This window comes from Methylobacterium sp. P5_C11 (genome assembly GCF_054049775.1).
Window position 1 is genome coordinate 1 of sequence record NZ_JBFULS010000066.1, and the last position, 17,894, is coordinate 17,894.

Here is a 17,894-nt window from a genome sequence, read left to right on the forward strand (position 1 = left end):
GGATATACCAGTGTCGCAGTGGATTTACCGGCACCTTCGCAATTGAATGGTCGCCGCGGCTTAGATAGAATCGGTAAAAACTCTATATCGCCTTTATGCGCTTAAATTTCATTCAAGGCAAGTCAATAAATGCGGGAATTGAGGATAAAACGACGCATTATTTCCTTTGTCACATTGTGATTATACCCTAATTCTGATAATTGTCAACAATACGTTGGAGATTATGTAATATATATTGACCTAATTGGCCGGATAATTTCTGACTGATTCAGAATACCAAAGATGTTGGAGGCGAATAACAGTTATAGTCGTCATCGGTTGGCCCTTAGAATGCAACGGAGTTGGCCTTCTGCGCGATGACCTAGCCTGTCTTACGTTCGCCTTAGAGCGTTCACATACGATAGCCCTAGGTTGCCCTTGACTATCACACCGAACTCTCACACATACGGTGCCCTGGGTTGTCCGAGGCGGTGTTGCAGTATGGTGTTGCACGGTTGAATTTTGGTTTGACTATGATAAACTTAGAGTTCAATCCTCTCTCGCAGCACCAGAAGCTTTTCCGATCTTGCACTCCGTCCGGACGATGCTACGGGCTTCCTGACAGGGTCTGTCACGGACTGAGGCGCGCTGCGGCCGCCCTGCCGACAACATCCGCTGAGGGGGGACTGCGGACGTGAATTCGACGGCCCTGTTCACCATGCTGGGCCTTGTCGTCGGCTGGGCCGTCCTGGCCGGCGCCGCCCTCGTGACGGGCCGGATCGCGACCTTCGCGTTCCTGATCCTGACGCTGATCGCCCTCTATCTCTACGTGCCCTGGGTGCGGCTGCGCGCCAGCGGGCTCGACGGCTCCAGCCGTCCGGTCCGGTTCTGGACCAATGTCGCCATGTTGATCGTCAGCCTCGCCGCCTGTCTCGCCTTCGCGATGATGCTCGCCCGGCGAATCGGCCTCATCTGAGCGGCACCGGTGCCGCCTCCGCGCGGCCGTCCCCAACCCTGGCCGGATGACCTGGATCGAGGCAGGCCCGGGGCCGGCATCGCTCCGGAATCCGGTTGCGGACGCCGCGAAATGCCCCGAACGGCCACGGCGTGGCTTCCCTGGTCTTGGTCCAGGCCAGTATCGCCTAACATGTGTTACGTGGAAATGGCGGCGTGATCCCGGAATTTGTCCAGTCGATCACGGCCAATAGCCTGATATGGTGCGATAAAACGGATCTGTTCGAAATCTGAGCGATTTAAATATCTTCGCAGATCGAACTTCGGCCCCGAAGCAGGGTTGGCCAGGGTACCAGGCGCGCTGCTCCAGAGCGCACCGCGCCGGCGGCCGATGGTGCGGTGCCCGTGAGCGCGCCGTGCCTCTCGCGAGGGACAAACACGATGTACTATCACGACAAGCGGCTTCAGTACCCGGTCAGGGTCGACAGCCCCGACCCGATCTACGCCCGCATGCTCCAGCAGGCGATCGGCGGCATCGAGGGCGAGATCCGCGTTTGCATGCAGTACTTCTTCCAGGCCTGGGGCAACCGCGCTCCGACCACCAAGTATCGCGACATGCTGCTCCACACGGCCACGGAGGAACTCGGCCATATCGAGATGCTCGCGACAGCGGTGGCGATGAACCTCGAGACCGCGCCCACCAAGGTGCAGGAAGCCGGGGCCGCCGATGCCATCGTCGGCGCTGTGATGGGCGGCGAAAATCCGCGCCACATCGCCGAGGGCATGCTGCACAAGACGCTGCTGTCCACCGGCATGGCCGCCTTCCCGGGCAATGCGGACGGCGTGCCCTTCGACATGAGCCACGTCTACGCCAGCGGCAACATCGCGGCCGACATGTATTGCAACGCCGCCGCCGAGAGCACCGGTCGCGTCCTCGCGGTGCGGCTCTTCAACGCCACCGACGATGCGGGCATGCGGGACATGTGGAGCTTCCTCATCGCCCGCGACACGATGCACCAGCAGCAATGGCTGGCCGTCATCGAGGAACTCGGCGGGGACGAGGGCACGCTGCCGATCCCGAACTCGTTCCCGCAGGAGCAGGAGAACCAGGAGTTCAATTACGCCTTCTTCGCGACGTCGTCGGACGGTGCACCGCCGCCGGCCGGGCGCTGGACCCGGGGACCCTCGCTCGATGGCAAGGGCACCTTCAGCGTGGTCCAGAACCAGCCGATGGGCGAGGAGCCGGTGCTCGGTCCGGCACGTCCCGATAGCGGGGCGGAGAGCCAGCAGATCGGCTGACCCCGCGGCGACCCGGCGGCCGTTAGGCCCTCCGGCGGAGGCCGGATGGGCGTGCGGTCGGCCGCCGCGTCCCTGAGTCTCCCGTCCGCCGGCCCGGGTTCAGTGCTTCGTCAACGTCTCGACGACCGTGCCCGGCCCGAAGCGCTCCGAGAAGCGGGCGAGCCGGCTCCGACTCGGCTCGTCGAGACCACCGGCATGCGCGAAGGTCGTGAGCGCGATGCCGACCAGAAAGCGGGCCTCCTCGGCCGTCACGGCGCGTCCGCTCAGGGTGCTGGCCGCGCCCCGCACCGCGAGGACGGCCTCTTGGAAGGCGGGGTCGTCCTCGAGGTCCGAGACCCGGGTCATGGCTGCGATCCCGCCTTCTGGCCTGTCGCGCGGTCATAGCGACCGGGGCTGATCTTCGCAGCGGTAAGATCTTTCCCTCGGCCGAGGCAGCTGCGATGCCGCGACAGGTGGATATTCGGCGCGTAGATCCTCATCGAAATCGTTCCTTCCGCTCCGGCTCCGGCCAAGATAGGCGATCGTTCCCGCATAGATCAATTCTGAGATCTGTCTGATCCATGATCTATGTTGCGGCATCCAAGGGGTATCCGTGGATTGATCGTCGCATCGGTGTTTTCACACCCCTCAGGTGATCGACTGACATGCTCGAACGCTCGCCCGAAGCGGACACAATCACCACGCGGGTGCCTCGGCTCCCCGGGAACGTGCAGGATCATCTCGGCCATCTGCTGGCGGCGACTTACGCCCGCCACACGGTCGAGCCGACGATCGCGGTTCGCTTCGCCGCGTTGCTGAGGTTGCTGGACGGTGCCTTCGGCCGGGTCGAGGACAGCCGGGAGGCGGCGTTTCAGGCCTCGCTCCTGGCTCTGGTGCCGAACCTGCAGCGCTTCGCGCGCTCGCTCCTGCGCAGCCAGGGCGGCGCGGACGACCTCTTGCAGAACACGCTCCTGCGGGCCTGGCGCTCGCGCGCCAGCTTCGCCCCGGGCACGAACCTGGAAGCGTGGCTGTTCACGATCATGCGCAACCAGTTCTACAACGAACACCGGAAGCGCGGGCGCGAGGTGCAGGACGAGGACGGCGCGCAGGCCGAGCGGCTGGTCTCGCTGCCCGAGCAGGGCGGCCACCTCGATCTGAGCGACGTGCAGGCCGCCCTCGACCGTCTGGCGCCCGCGATGCGGCAGGCGCTCGTGGCCGTCGCGATCGAGAACCTTACCTATGAGGAGACCGCCGCCCTCATGCGGTGCCGGATCGGCACGGTGAAGAGCCGCGTCTGGCGGGCTCGGACGCAGCTCGCCGAGATGCTGGGCTACACCGGCGGGGAGGTCGGGAGCGACGACGTCATGCTGGCCGCGGCAGGCCCGACGGGCCGGAAGGCGACCCGGGTGTCGTAAGCGCCGCTCGAGGTAAGGCTCGCAAGACACCGGCCCCTGGGCGTAGGGTTGATCCGCGATCCCGGGCCGACGGAGCCGCCATTCCCCATGCCCTTCTCCATGTCGTTGCGCGTCCTGACTGCCGGAGCCGTCGTTCTCGGCCTGACCCTGGCCCCCACCTCCCTGGCCGCGGCCCGGGAGCACACCGGGCCGGAGGTGCGAGGCTGGCTCTCGGATCTCGTCACGCGGATCGACGCCGCCGGCCGTGCCGAGAGGGGCAGGGAGCCCGTTCGTCGGGCCGGGACCGTGGTGGTCCGCCTGGAGATCGCGGCGGATGGGGCGGTCCAGCGGGCGGAGATCGAGCGCAGTTCCGGATCCGAGGGCCTCGATCGGCGCGCGCTCCGCGCCGTACGTGACATCGGCCCGACCGCCGCCCCGCCGGCACCGCTGTTGAGCGAGGCCGGAACCGTCGATCTGAGCATCCCGGTGCAACTCGGCCGCTGAGCGCAGGGGCGCGATTTGCCCCCGAACACGGCGTCATCGGCGCGACCGCATGCCGAGGACGGAAGCGCGTCGATCCGGGGGCCACGCTCACCGGTCGCTGTCAGCGTCCACGCCGAGATAGGCGCCTATGAGATAGCCCGCCTGGTGGGCGGTGAGGTAGCCGAACAGCAACAGGATCTTCTCGGCATCGAGGCGCGTCCACACGAACGCCCAGACTGCCAACCAGGCGAGGCTGATCAGCATCGAGCTCGCCATCAGAACCGAGGCCCGGTACCGCCAGCCCTCCAACATGCCCACCGCGAAGAGCAGGGCAGCAATCAGCAACGGGCCGACTCCTTTCACGCGAAAAGATAAAATTTTACGCGCTAAATCTTTGTAAAATGAAGTAATTTTGGCTTTTCGCCAGACCTTCGGCGGAGAGGATTGATATTCGATTAACCCGATCGTTCCGCGGCCGCCGTGCGGCCGTCGCCCTCGTCTCGGGGATAGCGATTGAACTGCGTCATCCAGACATTGATGTCATCGATATCTGAAATCGATCTCATCTGTTTGGATCATGTTGCTGTGCAGCGTAAATGATCCCTCGACGCCGGGCACGACCCGGACACCGAGAGGACCTTCCACCATGACCGTTCGCACCCTCGTTCTCGCCGCCCTCGCCGCCGTTCCGATGATCGGCACTGCCCTGGCCGACGAGGCCGTCACCCTGACCCCGCCGCTCTACCGCGAGCAGGCCCGTCCCACGGCGACCGTCCGCCCGGCCTCCGAGCTGACCACGACGCCGCGCCTCGTCCCGGCGAGCCCGGCCACGCCTCGGGTCGTTGCCACGGCGGTTTCGAACCGCTGAGGCGGGCATGGGCCGCGATCCGGCGCCCCCGGCAGATCCGGGGGTGCCGGCCACCTTCCCCGATCAACAACCCGACTGGCCGCGGGCATCGTCCCGAGCGATGGCCGCCGGCTCTCGAAGACACCACGCTGCGCGCGCTTGCCGCCCTCTGGTCGGCGGCGCTCGTTCGCTTCGCCCGGCCTCGGCGCGGCCTCCCCTTTCGACAGCCGCACACTCTGCCTGACGGTACTGACCCGCGCCCGGTGATCAGGCCGGGCACGGCTTGCCGCCGGGCAGAACGACCTCGCTCTGCCCGTTGTAGACTTCGCCGCCGCGGACCGGCCAGACTTTCCTGTAGCGGAACGTCCATTGGGTCAGCTTCGTAATGACCGGAAACAGCGGCCGATAGGTCATCGTGACTTCCGAGACGACGAAGCGATCTCCGTTTCGGGTCATTCCGGGCGGCGGCGGCCCGAGGGACGCGCCGGTCGCGTAGGCTTGTCCGTTGGATTGGGCGCTCGAACAGACTTGGGTCGTCGCTGAGCCGCCGGTGCTGTAGGTGCCGGCCGCCGTCAGCACGATGCTGGCCCGGGTCACGTCGTAGGGATTGGCGATCACGCTCGTCGCGTCGAAGACCGGCTTGAGATCGGTGTAGCTGCCGCGGGAGATCAGATCCGCCATCGTGGTCGCGGCGTTGTCGAGGCGCTTGCCGATCATGTACGCGCGGGGCAGCTCGATCGACCCTATGAAGACCAGCAGCAGGATCGGCGCGATCATGCTGAACTCGATCGCGCTGACGCCATCCCGGCAGCCGATGAAGCGCAACAGACCGGCGCGGAGGCGGCCACTCAGCACGGCTTCGGCTCGTAATCCTCGACCCGGAATATCTCGGTCGCGATCAGCAGCTGCGACTTGTCGGACATGATCCGGCCGGTGAAATCCAGCATCTGGAACAGGCGCATCACGGGCACGGCGACCCGGACGGTCACCGTATCCCCGCCCTGGGGGCATTCGAACCGCTGGCCGAAGCCGACCGTCCAGGTTTTCGTCGTCTTGTCGAAGGGTTCCGCCGGTTGCGAGGACGCGAACGAGGACGTCCGCGACACGTCGAGGCGCAGATCGGCGCAGGGGAACAGCGCCGTCGGGCTGCTGCAGACGATCTTGCGGAAGCGCTGGCTCGGATCGCTGCCGTCCGAGCCCTCCTGAAAGGTGCCGGTGCGCAACTGTCGGATGCTGCGATCGACCGCGATGTCGAGGGTCTGCTGCTCGATGGCCACGACGCCGGATTCCGCGACGACGCCCAGCAGCGCCAGGAACGGGGCCGCAAGCAGCGCGAACTCCACCGCGGAGGCGCCGGCGCGATGGGCGGCAAACCGCCGGCCGCATCCGGCGGCAGCAATGCGGCCGCGCGGCCTTCGCAAGCGGAGGAAGACCAAGCGCATGCGGTCGGTCAGGTCGGCCGGTCGCACGGGTTCGGCGGCGGACAGCCCGGAGCGTGCGCGCGCCACGGTGGCGACCAAGGAAAAAACTCTCAAGAGACTTGCCGGCGCCGCCGGGTGAGCGCCGTCGTCAGATCCGATCGCAGCCGATCGCTGTGGAACCTGCGAACCGCCGCGCCTCAGGATACTCATCATGAACAGCGAACTCTGCAGGTCCTGCGCCTGCCCCCGTCGTGCCACCCTGGCGCCGACCGGACGATCTTGCGGCAGGCCTCTTTAGAAACGGTTCAAGGCCAACGCTAATTTTCCGCTTTATGGCGTTCTGGACACATGAATCGCGTCCTCGTGGCGTTGCCGCACGCTCAAGTTGAAAAATTTTGGACTGAAACATCTTTCATTGCGCGCGCCGATCGTTCGATTGGGCAGCTGGCGACCCTGGCCCGCAAACGGATTGATATCGTTTACTGTAAAACGACGGTCGTCGGTCCACGATAGGCTTTGTCCGTCAGGAACCACAAAATCTTTAGGTGCTGCGCGTATCCCGTCGAAGCGGGCCGCGATCGTGGTCCAGCAGACCGACCTCTACCAAGCCTCGAGCCCCTGTCGGAACGCGCGCGCGGACGTGACGAGGGTGCGGGGGCTCAAGGAGATTGGTCAACTGCCGGGCTCGACGCGGCTGTCGCAATGAGGGGGGACGGGGTGCAGGCCCTTCGCTGCCGGTCCGTCGTGTGGGAGTGACACGGTGCTCGCCCTGATCCTCGACGATTCCGAGATGAACAACCTGCTGGTCATGCAGGCGCTCAAGCCCGTGGCCGATTGCGAGCCGGTGGCGTTCACCTGCCCCGTGACGGCGCTCGACTTCCTGCGGTCCAACGTCGACCGGATCGGGGTCGTCGTCACCGACTACGACATGCCCGGCCTGACCGGCCTCGACGTCATCGCGGCGGCGCGGGCGGTCCGGGGCTTCGAGCACGTGCCGATCGTCATGGTGACGAGCCTCGACCAGCGCAGTCTGCGCCATCAGGCCCTGCGCGCCGGCGCCACCGACTTCCTCGGTAAGCCCTGCGATCCCGTCGAGATCCAGGCGCGCATCACCAACCTGATGAAGATCAGCGCGGCCCACCGGCAGGAGCAGGACCGGGCCGCGTGGCTCGCCCGCGAGGTCGCGGCTGCGGTCGCGGTGATCGAGGCGCGGGAGCGCGAGATCATCGCCCTGCTGATGCGCGCCGCCGAGCACCGCGACACTGATACCGGCGATCACATCGCCCGGGTGGCCGGCTACGTCGGCGTCATCGCCGGAAACCTCGGTTTCGCGCCGGCGGAGATCCGGATCCTGAAGCTCGCCTCCACGATGCACGATGTCGGCAAGATCGGCGTTCCCGACGCGATCCTGCTCAAGCCGGGACCGCTCTCCGCCGAGGAGCGCGCCGAGATGGAGAAGCACGCCGAGCGCGGCCGGCGGATTCTCGAGGGCAGCACCTCCGACGTCGTGCGGCTGGCCGCCGAGATCGCCGAGAGCCACCACGAGCGCTGGGACGGGACCGGTTATCCGAAGGGCCTCCACGGTGAGGCGATCCCGCTTTCCGGGCGCATCGTGGCCGTGGCGGACGTCTTCGACGCCCTGGTGACGGAGCGCCCCTACAAGGCGGCCTGGCCGATCGAGCGCGCACGGGCCTTCGTCATGGAGCAGGCCGGGCGCCATTTCGACCCGCGTTGCGTCGATGCCTTCCTGGCCGGCTGGGACGCGGTGGCGCGCACCTGCACCCGGGCCGCCGCCTGATCCGGTCGCCACCGGCGATCCCTCCCCGCGATCCGGCCCGTCCGGGCCTCCTGAAGGAGCGAAGCGTGTCCCTCGCGTGGCTCAGGCCGAAACGTTCCCTGGCCGGCAGACTGGCGCTGGCGGTGACCGGCGCCGTCACGGCGGCCCTCGTCTTGGCGGCGGCCCTGTCGGTCTGGCGCGAGGTCTCCCGCTATGCCGCCGACAAGCACGCCGCACTGGCGGCGGTCGCGCAGGTCTTCGCCCACGGGGGCGCCCGGGCGACGGCCGAGAACGACGCCGATGCGGCCGCCGCCTCCCTGCGGGCGATCGGCCAAGTCCCATCCATCGTCTACGGGGCGATCGAGCGGCCCGACGGGGTCGTGCTCGCCGAGCAGGGGCTCGGCCTGCGCCTGACGCGGGATACCGCCCAGGATGGTGAGGATCTCTCGCTCCTGCGCCTGCTCAAGACCCGGAGCCTCCAGGCGACCGCGCCGATCCTGGAGAACGGGCGCCCCATCGGCCGGGTCGTTCTGGTCGGCGAGACCGACGACATCCTCGATCACGTCGGGGCCGCCGCACAGAACGCCGCCCTGGCGGCGCTGCTGGCCGTCGCGATCGGTCTCGGGGTGTCGCTCTACCTCCAGCGCAGCGTCACGCGCCCGCTGGCCGCGCTGGCCCGCACCATGGACGCGGTCCGGCTGCGCCACGACTATGGGCAGCGCGCCCCCGTGGTGAGCGACGACGAGGTCGGTGCGCTGGCGCGCACCTTCAACGACCTGCTCTCTGCCGTGAACGAGCGCGATCACCGCCTCGCGGCGCACAGCGCCCACCTCGAAGGAGAGGTCCGCGCCCGGACGGCGGATCTGAGCCAGGCCAAGCAGGCCGCCGACGCCGCCAACGCCGCCAAATCGACCTTCCTGGCCACGATGAGCCACGAGATCCGGACCCCGATGAACGGCGTGCTGGTGATGGCCGAACTGCTGGCGAGTTCCGACCTGCCGGTGCGCCAGCGCCGGTACGCCGAGGTGATCGCCCGGTCCGGCAAGTCGCTGCTTGCGATCATCAACGACATCCTCGACTTCGCGAAGATCGAGGCGGGCAAGCTCGATCTCGAGAGCGTCCCCGTGAATCCCGCCGAGATCGCCGATACCGTGGTGACACTCTTCGCCGAACGCGCTCGGTCGGCCGGGCTCGACCTCGCGGCCGACCTCGCGCCTGCGGTGCCGCGGCTCATCCTCGGCGACCCGGTCCGCCTGGGGCAGGTGGTGAGCAACTTCGTGTCGAACGCGCTGAAGTTCACGGAGGCCGGCCACGTCACCGTCCGGATGGCCCTCGATGCCGGGGACGGATGCCTCATCGTCGCCGTCACCGATACCGGCATCGGCATCCCCCAGGACAAGCTCGCCACGATCTTCTCGGCCTTCTCGCAGGCCGACCAATCCACCACCCGCCGTTTCGGGGGGACCGGCCTGGGGCTCTCGATCGCGCAGCAGATCATCGCCGCGATGGGTGGCACCGTCGCGGTTCAGAGCCGCGTGGGCGCGGGATCGACGTTCTCGGCGCGCATCCCCGTGACGGTCGTCGAACCGGCCTGTCCGATCCAGCGCGACGCCGCGGTTCCGGCGGCACTCGTGCTGCGCGCGGCCGGTCCCGCCACCCGGTCCGCCCTCGCCGCCAGCCTGAGCGCGGCCGGCTTCGTGCCGGTCGCGGAGGCCGGCGGCGGGCCGGCCCACTGGATCCTCGACGCGTCCGACCTGGTCGCCGCTGGCCGCCGGCCGGATGCATCCGCGCGGGTCTTGGTCGTCGCGGCGCCGGGTGACGGTGCGGCCGACCGGGTACTCCGGGCCGGCCTCGCCGATGAGGTTCTGCGCTGGCCGGTGACCCAGGCGGAGTGGCAGCCGGTCCTGGCGGCGCTCGCCGAGGGGCGGGCCTTCGCCCCTTCGAACGCCCCCACGATCGTGGCGGAGCCGCTCCCGCGGTTCACGAAGGCGCGGGTGCTGGTCGCGGACGACAGCGCGGTGAACCGCGAGGTCGCCCTCGAGGCCCTGGCCCGCTGCGGCGTGACGGCGGTCGTCACCGTCGAGGACGGCGCCGCAGCCGTCGCGGCCGCCCAGGCGCAGACCTTCGACCTGATCCTGATGGACGGCAGCATGCCGGTCCTGGACGGGTTCACGGCCGCCCGGACGATCCGGGAGCGCGAGGTGGCCACGGGCCGGCGCACTCCGATCGTCGCCCTCACGGCCCACGTCCTCGGCGAGGCCGCGGAGGCCGCAGCGGCGGCCGGGATGGACGGGACCCTCCTGAAGCCGTTCACGCTGCGGCAACTCGCCGATCTGCTGCAGGCGCATGCGCCGGCCCTTCGGGACGCGGCGGCCTCGCCGGCCGCCGCGGCGGGATCGGACATGGCTCCGGTCATCGCCCCGGTGGCGGCATCGACTGCAGACGATCTGCTCGACGCCGAGGTTCTGGACGGGCTCCTCGCCCTCGGGGACGGCGCGTTCCTCGGCCGCATCCTCGGCCTGTACCGGGAGCAGGGTCCGGTGGCGCTCGACGCCCTCAGGTCCGCCCTCGCCGCCTTGGATCAGCCGGCCATCGCCAGGGCCGCGCACAGCCTCAAGTCGATGAGCGCGAACGTCGGCGCCCGTGCCCTCGTGGCGCGGCTGCGCGCCATCGAGGAGGCCGCCCGGAACGCGGTCTGCACCGAACCGGAAACCGTCTGCGACGCGCTGGACAACCTGCTCGGCGCGACGATCCGCGGACTCGAGCAGCGGACGCGCACCCACGACGGTGCGGGATCGGCAGACTCGCCCTGGCAGGGCGGGGCTGCGTCCGCCTAGTACTCAGACGGATCGCTGGCGCATCCGCGGCGGCCGGCGCAACGTCTGCGAATCGTGCCTCGGATCGCTGCCGGAGGCCGGCGTCCCGCGAATGGGCCGTCGCGGCCACGGTGTGCACGCCCCCTCCCCGACCGGCGCGCAGGATCGGACCATCGCGGACCGGCGGCGCTCGGGGCGCCAGGCGCAAACGTTCCCCGACGATGCCCTATGGCGACGCAGACCTGCCCTGCACGCCTGAGGCTGGTATGCCAGGCGGCCGCGCAATACGGTCGCGCTTCCTCCCAAGCACTCCCTCAGCCCGCCCGGTCCGCCGCGGCGGGCCTTTTCGTGCGTGCCGGGCCGCGCCACCGCTCGACCTCCTTGCGCCTGGGATCGGCGTCCGTACCGATCCCGGCCAGCCTCAATTCATGAGCACCCGGCGGATGAACACCGCGGCCGCGAACAGAACGGCGGCGGCGGCGGTGACGATGCTCATCATCAGAACCCGTCTGGGCTCGGTGGAAGACCCGGCCTTGATGGGTTCGACGATCGGCGCCAGGGCCACCACCTGCTGCTGGGCCACGATGCGGGCGCGGTCATAGGCCAGTTGCACGTCACGATGGTATTTCTCGGCATTCTCGCGCTCGTGCTCGAGGTCTTCGAATCGGGTGAGCGCGTCCGAAAGTCGACGCTTCTCCGTCGGTGCGGTGCCGGCCAGCTGTTGCTGGACCTTGGCAATGTTCGCATCGAGGTCGTTGATCTGCTGCTTGAGGTCGATGATGCTGCGGGCCTGCGGGCCGAGATCCCGCTGGAGCACCGACAGCTGAACGGCGAGCTTGGTGCGCGAGTCCCGCAATTCCGACACCGACTTGATGGTGGCGGTGTTCGACTTGATGACGTCGAGCACGCCTTCGCGGTTGCGCAGGTCGTTCAGCGCCGCACTGGCCTTCGCCTCGCGCTCGTCGGCGGCTCTCAGGACGCGCGCGCTCACATCCAGGGCATCCTGGCGGGACCGCATGCTGAGGTCGTTCAACATCCGCTCGGTTTCGGCCATGATCGCCTTGGTGATGGCGAGGGACTCGTCCGGATCGAAAGCCTCGACATACAGCGACATGATCCCGGACGCGGATTCGACGTCGACGTCCACCCGGCGCTTCCAATAGCGCAGGAATTTCTCGACCGGCTTGTCCGGGTTGAACCCGGAAAACATGTCGATGCTGTCGCGGCCATACCATTCGCGGATCGGGAGCTCGGCCGCGATCGTTTCGACCATCGGTCGGCTGTGGATGTATTCCTGCGCGATCAGCGTTTCCTGGGCGATCGTCGCCTTGATCACGCCTGCGTTCGTCCCGACCGAATCGGGCGTCGCCTTGTCGGTGGTGCCGACCGTCGGCCGGACCGCGAACCGGGCCTCGGTCACGTAGCGATCCGAGGCGATCAGGCCGTAGTAGATGGCCCCGCCCAGGGTCGGCAGGACGAAGCAGACGACGAAGAGGATCGGCAGCCAGGGATCGCTTTTGACGTGGCTCTGATACGAACGCACACCCTTCTTGGTGTCAGGAAGGCCCGGCAGGCGGGCGAATTGCCGGAGCGACTGCGCGATCACGGTGTTCCGGTCGATGCCCTTCAGGGGCCTGCCCGAGGCCTTCTCGACCTGCATGTTCATCGTTGCGACTCGAAGCTGGGGCCGGCGCGGGCGTGATCGGCCCGCGAGGCGTGCATGCAATTCGCCAAGCCAGTCACACGGCCAGGCGGCGAAAGCATGTCCACTGCAACCCCTCGGATCGGGTCATCGGAGCGGGCCGACAGCCCTCGCTTGGGCCGCCTGTCCCTCGGTGCACACGATGACACCATCCGTCTCCGGATCGCGAAGACCCGTCCGGTCGCGTCGCGCGGGCACGCGCCCAGCGGACGCGCGGACCGGACGGCCTTCGCGAAGGAAGGTCGGCCCCTCTTTGCGCTACGCTGCTCCCGCACGACAATGGGGCGCCCCGCGAAGGACGCCCCATCGATCGATCCGGCTTGTCAGATGGGATCAGTCGTCCCAGTCGTCACGGTGACCGTAGCCGTAGCCGCGGCGCTCGATCACGCGGACACCGGGACGGTCCCATTCGCGATGGCCGAACCGGACCCCGCGGTAACCGTCGCGGTAGCCCTCGCGGACGATCACGCGGGAATGGCCATAACCCGGTCCATCACCGTAGCCGTAACCGCTTCCCCATTCATGCGCCTGGGCCGCAGACGCGGCGCCCAGCAAGGCAGCGCCGGCAGCCAGTGTGAGGGCAAGCTTGGTCATCATCTGTCTCCCATTGCGATTTCAGAGGATAAATACACTTCGGCACACGACGGTTCCGAAATGGGTCTTCGATTATTCGGGGCTATTCATTCATCAATCGTTCATGGAGTGTGATTGTCTGACGAAGACTTGTCGCCTTGTGTCGGGTGAGGCTGTATCGGGCGGTCTGGGGCACGTCGGTCGCCGATACGGCTCATGCGAGGCGCCGGAAAGGGTTCGCATCGTCCCGATAGGATTGCCGGTGCGGCCTCACGGTCTTTGCAGGGTCGAGACGGCCGGTCGCCGGGCCTCGCCCTTCGGACATGCGCCCCGACCGGCCGGGAAGGCCAGCCGGGGCGGCAGCAGGTGCGTCAGCGGCGGGTTCCGGTCGAGCCGGCGCCCGAGGTGCCGGTCGCGGTGCCACCGGTCCGCGTGGTCGAACCGGTCGACTCCATCCCGCCGGACTTCATCTCGTGGCCCGGCGCGTAGCCGGACGCGCCGGGGCTCCCCGCCCGGCTTCCGCGCTCCTGCATCTCGTGCCCCGGGGTCTTGGACGACGCCCCCTGCTCGGTGGCGAGGGCGCTGCCCCCAAGGGCGAGGGTGGCGAGAACGATGATCGGCAAGCGTCGCATCAAGTGTCTCCTCCGTTGAGGCCCATTTAACGGCGTTGTTCCCGCGACCGTTCCCAAGAAATGAGACGGTTCTGGCTTCACGGTTCCGCGCAATCAGCGCTGAAGTTCTTGAATCTGCGCGCCGGCCTCCGGGATGAGTTTGCCAGTTTTGCAAAGCAGGGCCGCTGCGGAGGCGAATACGAACGTCGTGTTTTGGACTTACCGTATTCGTGTGAGGCCGCGCCAAGTGCGTTGGAGCGGCGGGGCCTAGTTGGAGCGGTGGCACGTCACGCGTCACTTGGTGCGGAACGGTTTTGGGCCGTGCACCGTATCTGGACCGCGCCGGGGCCGATCCCGCTGCGCGGGAGGCATCCATGATCCGCACAACGATATTGATCCTGCTCGGTACCCTGACGGTCGCGGGGGGCGTTCTCGGCTCTTCCTCAGCCGCCCTGGCCGATCCGCCCTGGGCTCGCGGCGAGCGTGGCTTCCGGCACGGCGGTCCCCCGCCCTGGGCGCCCGCCCACGGATATCGTCGTCACCGGGACTTCGGCGGGTACGGCCGCAGGGATGTGCGGGTGATCGAGGGCCGTCGCTTCGGCGGGTATCGCTACGGCTACTAGCGCCACCGACGACAGACCCGCGCCTCGTCAGCCGGCCCAGGCTCCGAACCACCTGGGCCACCTGGACCGTCGATCCCGGCCACGCCGCAGCACTTCGGAACCCTCATGACCCTCGTCCGCGCACTCGTCTTCGCCGTTGCCGCATTAGCGGCGCATGGCGCCCTGGCGCAGGCGGTCATCGAGCCTCAGGCGACAGAGGAGAGCGCACCGCGCCCCGGGCCACCCCCGCCGCTGCCGGAACTGTCCGACCCGAACGGACGAACCGGCGAGCCGCTGAACGAGCCCGGCGAACGGTCCGAGATCCCGAAGACGTTGCGCGGGTCCGGGTCCAAGGCCGGCGGCCCGGCCAACGACCTCAACCCGGGCGGCCGGCCGGAAGCACCGATCCCACCGAAGGGCGACCTCGGCCGGGTCATCGCCGGCAAGGAACTGTTCCACGGCAATTACTGCGGGAAGGGACAGCGCGGCGAGGGCCTGCCCCCGACCGACGACCTCGACGCCGCCTGCATGCGCCACGATGCCTGCTACGACACGGCCGGGTACAACTCCTGCGCGTGCGACGCGACGCTGAAGCGTGACGCATCGGCCGTCTCGGACAGCCCGAATGTGAGTCTGGAGGTCCGGCGCAGAGCCCTCAGCGTAATCGAGGCCGCGGGCGCGATGGACTGCCGCGCCCCGTGATCCCGAGCCCGCACCCTACGCCGCAGAGCAAAGGCCAAGGCGGTGGTCGAGGATGGTCCGGGGGGGATCCTAGAGGCCCGCGAAGCCCAGCGCCCCTGCGTCCTGCGCAAGGCTTTCGACGAGGACGTTGCGCGCCCGGCTGACCCGACTCTTCACGGTGCCGACTTGGCAGCCGAGACGGATCGCGGCCTCCTCGTAGGTGAAGCCCCCTGCGCCGACCAAGAGGAGGGCTTGCCGCTGCGGCAAGGGCAGCGTGCCGATCAGGTTCATTACCGACCCGAGGGCGACCGCATGCTCCTGATCCGGAGCCGCCGTCAAGGTGCTCGCATGGACACCGTCGGCGTCCTCGACCTCCCGCTTGGCCTTGCGGATCTCGCTGTAGAACTGGTTGCGCAGGATCGTGAAGGTCCAGGCGGTGAAGTTGCTACCCGGTGCGAACCGCGCCTGATTCGACCACGCGCGGACCAGCGTCTCCTGCACGAGGTCGTCGGCGCGCGCCTCGTTCGCGCAGAGCGACATGGCGAAGGTCCGCAGCATTGGCAGGGCGCGAATGAGGTCGTCGCGAAACGTCGCGGCGAGCCGCTCGCCGGAGCGTGCCAGCCCGGCCTCGAACCGCCCGACCAGATCCGACAGCTTCTCCGGGAGGGGCATCTGTTCGGCCAGGACGAAGTAGTCCTGTAAGGGACCCTTGAGGTGCGACGTGAGGTCTGCCGTGCGGTTGCCGTCGCCGACGGATTCGGCCGTCAGCTTGGCGCTGCGCGAGGGATCGGTCACTGTTGGGCTTCTCCACGCAACGGCCAAGCTAATCTGGAATGCATTTAATTTCGATGTTCATCGAAATAAGGCGTCATGATGAAGGCTGACGAGGCCTTGGCGGTTCTCTCGACCCTCGCGCAGGACGCCCGTCTTAGCGGCTTCCGCGTGCTTCAGCGGCGGCTGCCCGACGGCATGACTGCGGGTCCTCTCGCCGCGGCGGCCAAATGCGCGCCCTCGACGCTGACCTTCCACATGCAGCACCTCGCCGGCGCCGGCCTCGTCCGCACGCACCGGCAGGCCCGGTCGGTCATCTACGTCGCAGTTCCCGGGACCGTGAGGGGACTGACCGTCTTTCCGACGCGCGAATGCTGCCAGGACCGACCGGAACGCTGCGGGCTTCCGGCAGCCGAGGGGGAGGCCCCGGGCAAAAGCCGGTGCGGAACGCCCCTGGCGGATCATGCCTCGACGCAGGCGGCGGGCGCGACGCGGTCCTGATCCCGCCGAACGCCCGCCACTTCGGGGGTTCAGGCACGTTCGACGCCGCCGCCGCCTTAACCCGCGCGGCACACGCGCCCGCCACCTGCGTGACGGCCTGGCGGCGAGCGCCGAGCGGTTGGCCGACGCGCAGAGGAGAACCCGACTCCTGCCTCCCCCGAATTCGGGCTTATGGGTCGACTGCGCCGGATCACCCGGGGATTAAAGGAGCCCGTGCGGCACGTGGACGGCGCCAACGACCTTCCCGTAATTCGCAAATTCCTCGCCCCCGCGGAGGTCGACGGGCACTCTGTCCGGCCGTTCGAGGCGGGCCAGCACCTCCCCGGCCGCGACACCGGCGGCCGGAAGAGCGGGCATCACGCATCGGCGCCCTTCGCCGCGGTCGGCTCGGAGGCCGGTCGGGGTACGAGGCCGACCATCAGCATGCCGACGACCATGGCGGCCACGAACGTCGCGGCCCGGGTCGGCACCAGCGTGAGGATGGTCAAGGCGGGTCCGGGGCACAGTCCCGCCAGACCCCAGCCGAGACCGAAGATCGCGGCCCCGGCGATCAGACGCGCGTCGAGGTCACGGCGCGTCGGGATGTCGAGCCTCGGCGCGAAGACCGGCCGCCCGCGGCGCTTGGCGACGTGGTAGCCGACGGCCGACACCGTGACGGCACCTGCCATGACGAGGGCGAGGCTCGGGTCCCAGCGTCCGGTCACGTCGAGGAAGGCGAGGACCTTGGCCGGATTGGCCATGCCGGAGACTAGGAGGCCGAGGCCGAACAGCAGGCCGACGGCGAATGCGCAGACCGTTCTGGCCATGGTTCAGGCTCCCACGAGGTGGCGCGTGACGAAGACGGTCAGCATGGCGACGGCCATGAAGGTGCCGGTCGCGATCAGCGAGCGGGGCGAGCCGCGGCCGATGCCGCAGACGCCGTGGCCGCTCGTACATCCGGCCCCGAGGCGCGCGCCGAACCCGACCAGCAGGCCCGCAACGGCCAAGAGCGGGAACGCGGCGTCGACCGTCACCGGCGGCAGGCTTCCGCCCAAGCCGGCATAGGCGAGCGGCGCCAGCACCAGTCCTCCCAGGAAGGCGACGCGCCAGCCGGTCCCGTCCGGGGGCAAGGCCAGCAGACCGCCGAGGATGCCGCTGATGCCGGCGATGCGTCCGTTGAGGAGCAGGAACAGCGCCGCCGCGGTGCCGATCATGACGCCGCCGAGAACGGCACTGAGGGGTGTGAACCCGTCCATGGTGATCGCTCCCGAATTTCGCTCTGAACGGTCCGGCCCGGTCCGCGGGCGGAGCCTGGACCGATCCAGCACCGGCTCGCTCCCGCGGCCGGGCGCAAAAACATTAGAGATCACTGATTTAGAGAAATCTAATGTTTTGGCAAGGTCCGCCTGGATCGGCAGACCCCCTCCTGGCGAACGCGACGGGAAGAAGGCTCGTCCCCGCGATCGCCGAGATGGCATCCCGCCGGGGCGGGCTGAGCCTGCGCCTCGGCGATCGTCCGGACTGC

20 protein-coding genes are annotated in these 17,894 nt (G+C 68.3%); 10 read left to right on the forward strand and 10 right to left on the reverse strand.

Annotated elements, in window-relative coordinates; all coding sequences use genetic code 11:
• Window positions 1–673 precede the first annotated feature (673 nt).
• Window positions 674–955, forward strand: a complete 282-nt coding sequence (locus ACXJKQ_RS24260) for a hypothetical protein (protein WP_457108253.1) — start codon at window positions 674–676, stop codon at window positions 953–955.
• A gap of 419 nt (window positions 956–1,374) precedes the next feature.
• Window positions 1,375–2,232, forward strand: a complete 858-nt coding sequence (locus ACXJKQ_RS24265; protein ID WP_457108254.1) for a manganese catalase family protein — start codon at window positions 1,375–1,377, stop codon at window positions 2,230–2,232.
• Window positions 2,233–2,331: 99 nt separating this feature from the next.
• Here the strand turns inward: ACXJKQ_RS24265 and ACXJKQ_RS24270 are convergent, their stop codons facing one another.
• The gene (locus tag ACXJKQ_RS24270; protein WP_457108255.1) at window positions 2,332–2,577 is read right to left on the reverse strand and encodes a hypothetical protein; all 246 of its coding nucleotides are present in this window, start codon (window positions 2,575–2,577) and stop codon (window positions 2,332–2,334) included.
• Between the two features lie 299 nt (window positions 2,578–2,876).
• Here ACXJKQ_RS24270 and ACXJKQ_RS24275 point away from each other — a divergent pair, with 299 nt between their 5' ends.
• Window positions 2,877–3,626 (forward strand): sigma-70 family RNA polymerase sigma factor, encoded by a 750-nt coding sequence (locus ACXJKQ_RS24275; protein WP_457108256.1) that lies wholly within the window; start codon window positions 2,877–2,879, stop codon window positions 3,624–3,626.
• A gap of 87 nt (window positions 3,627–3,713) precedes the next feature.
• Entirely contained in the window at window positions 3,714–4,109 is a 396-nt protein-coding gene (locus ACXJKQ_RS24280; RefSeq protein WP_457108257.1) for a TonB family protein, read from the forward strand.
• Between the two features lie 87 nt (window positions 4,110–4,196).
• Here the strand turns inward: ACXJKQ_RS24280 and ACXJKQ_RS24285 are convergent, their stop codons facing one another.
• Complete coding sequence (locus ACXJKQ_RS24285; protein WP_457108258.1) at window positions 4,197–4,433, reverse strand: hypothetical protein; 237 nt, start codon at window positions 4,431–4,433, stop codon at window positions 4,197–4,199.
• Window positions 4,434–4,734: 301 nt separating this feature from the next.
• Between ACXJKQ_RS24285 and ACXJKQ_RS24290 the strand changes: the two genes are divergently transcribed.
• Complete coding sequence (locus tag ACXJKQ_RS24290; protein ID WP_457108259.1) at window positions 4,735–4,956, forward strand: hypothetical protein; 222 nt, start codon at window positions 4,735–4,737, stop codon at window positions 4,954–4,956.
• Between the two features lie 246 nt (window positions 4,957–5,202).
• Here ACXJKQ_RS24290 and ACXJKQ_RS24295 read toward each other — a convergent pair whose 3' ends face one another.
• Window positions 5,203–5,790, reverse strand: a complete 588-nt coding sequence (locus ACXJKQ_RS24295) for a TadE/TadG family type IV pilus assembly protein (protein ID WP_457108260.1) — start codon at window positions 5,788–5,790, stop codon at window positions 5,203–5,205.
• Window positions 5,784–6,278 carry a TadE/TadG family type IV pilus assembly protein gene (locus ACXJKQ_RS24300; protein WP_457108261.1) on the reverse strand — a complete coding sequence of 165 codons (495 nt, stop codon included), beginning with the start codon at window positions 6,276–6,278 and terminating at the stop codon, window positions 5,784–5,786. The genes ACXJKQ_RS24295 and ACXJKQ_RS24300 overlap by 7 nt, the downstream gene beginning before the upstream one ends.
• Window positions 6,279–7,116: 838 nt before the next feature.
• Here ACXJKQ_RS24300 and ACXJKQ_RS24305 point away from each other — a divergent pair.
• A complete protein-coding gene (locus ACXJKQ_RS24305; protein WP_457108262.1) occupies window positions 7,117–8,154 on the forward strand; it encodes an HD-GYP domain-containing protein in 1,038 nt (345 codons plus the stop codon).
• Between the two features lie 65 nt (window positions 8,155–8,219).
• A complete protein-coding gene (locus ACXJKQ_RS24310; RefSeq protein ID WP_457108263.1) occupies window positions 8,220–10,970 on the forward strand; it encodes an ATP-binding protein in 2,751 nt (916 codons plus the stop codon).
• A gap of 400 nt (window positions 10,971–11,370) precedes the next feature.
• Here the strand turns inward: ACXJKQ_RS24310 and ACXJKQ_RS24315 are convergent, their stop codons facing one another.
• The 3 genes from ACXJKQ_RS24315 to ACXJKQ_RS24325 form a co-directional block, all read right to left on the reverse strand.
• On the reverse strand, window positions 11,371–12,615 hold the full coding sequence (locus tag ACXJKQ_RS24315; RefSeq protein ID WP_457108264.1) for a capsule biosynthesis protein: 1,245 nt from the start codon (window positions 12,613–12,615) through the stop codon (window positions 11,371–11,373).
• 369 nt (window positions 12,616–12,984) lie between these two features.
• The gene (locus ACXJKQ_RS24320) at window positions 12,985–13,248 is read right to left on the reverse strand and encodes a hypothetical protein (protein ID WP_457108265.1); all 264 of its coding nucleotides are present in this window, start codon (window positions 13,246–13,248) and stop codon (window positions 12,985–12,987) included.
• Between the two features lie 347 nt (window positions 13,249–13,595).
• On the reverse strand, window positions 13,596–13,856 hold the full coding sequence (locus tag ACXJKQ_RS24325) for a hypothetical protein (RefSeq protein ID WP_457108266.1): 261 nt from the start codon (window positions 13,854–13,856) through the stop codon (window positions 13,596–13,598).
• Window positions 13,857–14,209: 353 nt separating this feature from the next.
• On the opposite strand from ACXJKQ_RS24325, the gene ACXJKQ_RS24330 reads away from it, so the two are divergent.
• Together ACXJKQ_RS24330 and ACXJKQ_RS24335 are read left to right on the forward strand one after the other, a co-directional pair.
• The gene (locus ACXJKQ_RS24330; protein WP_457108267.1) at window positions 14,210–14,458 is read left to right on the forward strand and encodes a hypothetical protein; all 249 of its coding nucleotides are present in this window, start codon (window positions 14,210–14,212) and stop codon (window positions 14,456–14,458) included.
• Window positions 14,459–14,563: 105 nt separating this feature from the next.
• Window positions 14,564–15,139: a hypothetical protein gene (locus tag ACXJKQ_RS24335; RefSeq protein WP_457108268.1), complete on the forward strand. Its 576-nt coding sequence runs from the start codon at window positions 14,564–14,566 to the stop codon at window positions 15,137–15,139.
• Between the two features lie 69 nt (window positions 15,140–15,208).
• On the opposite strand, the gene ACXJKQ_RS24340 is transcribed toward ACXJKQ_RS24335, so the two are convergent.
• Window positions 15,209–15,913, reverse strand: a complete 705-nt coding sequence (locus ACXJKQ_RS24340) for a sigma-70 family RNA polymerase sigma factor (protein WP_457108269.1) — start codon at window positions 15,911–15,913, stop codon at window positions 15,209–15,211.
• Between the two features lie 75 nt (window positions 15,914–15,988).
• Between ACXJKQ_RS24340 and ACXJKQ_RS24345 the strand changes: the two genes are divergently transcribed.
• The gene (locus ACXJKQ_RS24345; protein WP_457108270.1) at window positions 15,989–16,390 is read left to right on the forward strand and encodes an ArsR/SmtB family transcription factor; all 402 of its coding nucleotides are present in this window, start codon (window positions 15,989–15,991) and stop codon (window positions 16,388–16,390) included.
• A 356-nt stretch (window positions 16,391–16,746) separates the two neighbouring features.
• On the opposite strand, the gene ACXJKQ_RS24350 is transcribed toward ACXJKQ_RS24345, so the two are convergent.
• Both ACXJKQ_RS24350 and ACXJKQ_RS24355 read right to left on the reverse strand, forming a co-directional pair.
• The gene (locus ACXJKQ_RS24350; RefSeq protein ID WP_457108271.1) at window positions 16,747–17,196 is read right to left on the reverse strand and encodes a DUF6691 family protein; all 450 of its coding nucleotides are present in this window, start codon (window positions 17,194–17,196) and stop codon (window positions 16,747–16,749) included.
• A gap of 3 nt (window positions 17,197–17,199) precedes the next feature.
• Entirely contained in the window at window positions 17,200–17,625 is a 426-nt protein-coding gene (locus ACXJKQ_RS24355; protein ID WP_457108272.1) for a YeeE/YedE family protein, read from the reverse strand.
• Between the last annotated feature and the right edge of the window lie 269 nt (window positions 17,626–17,894).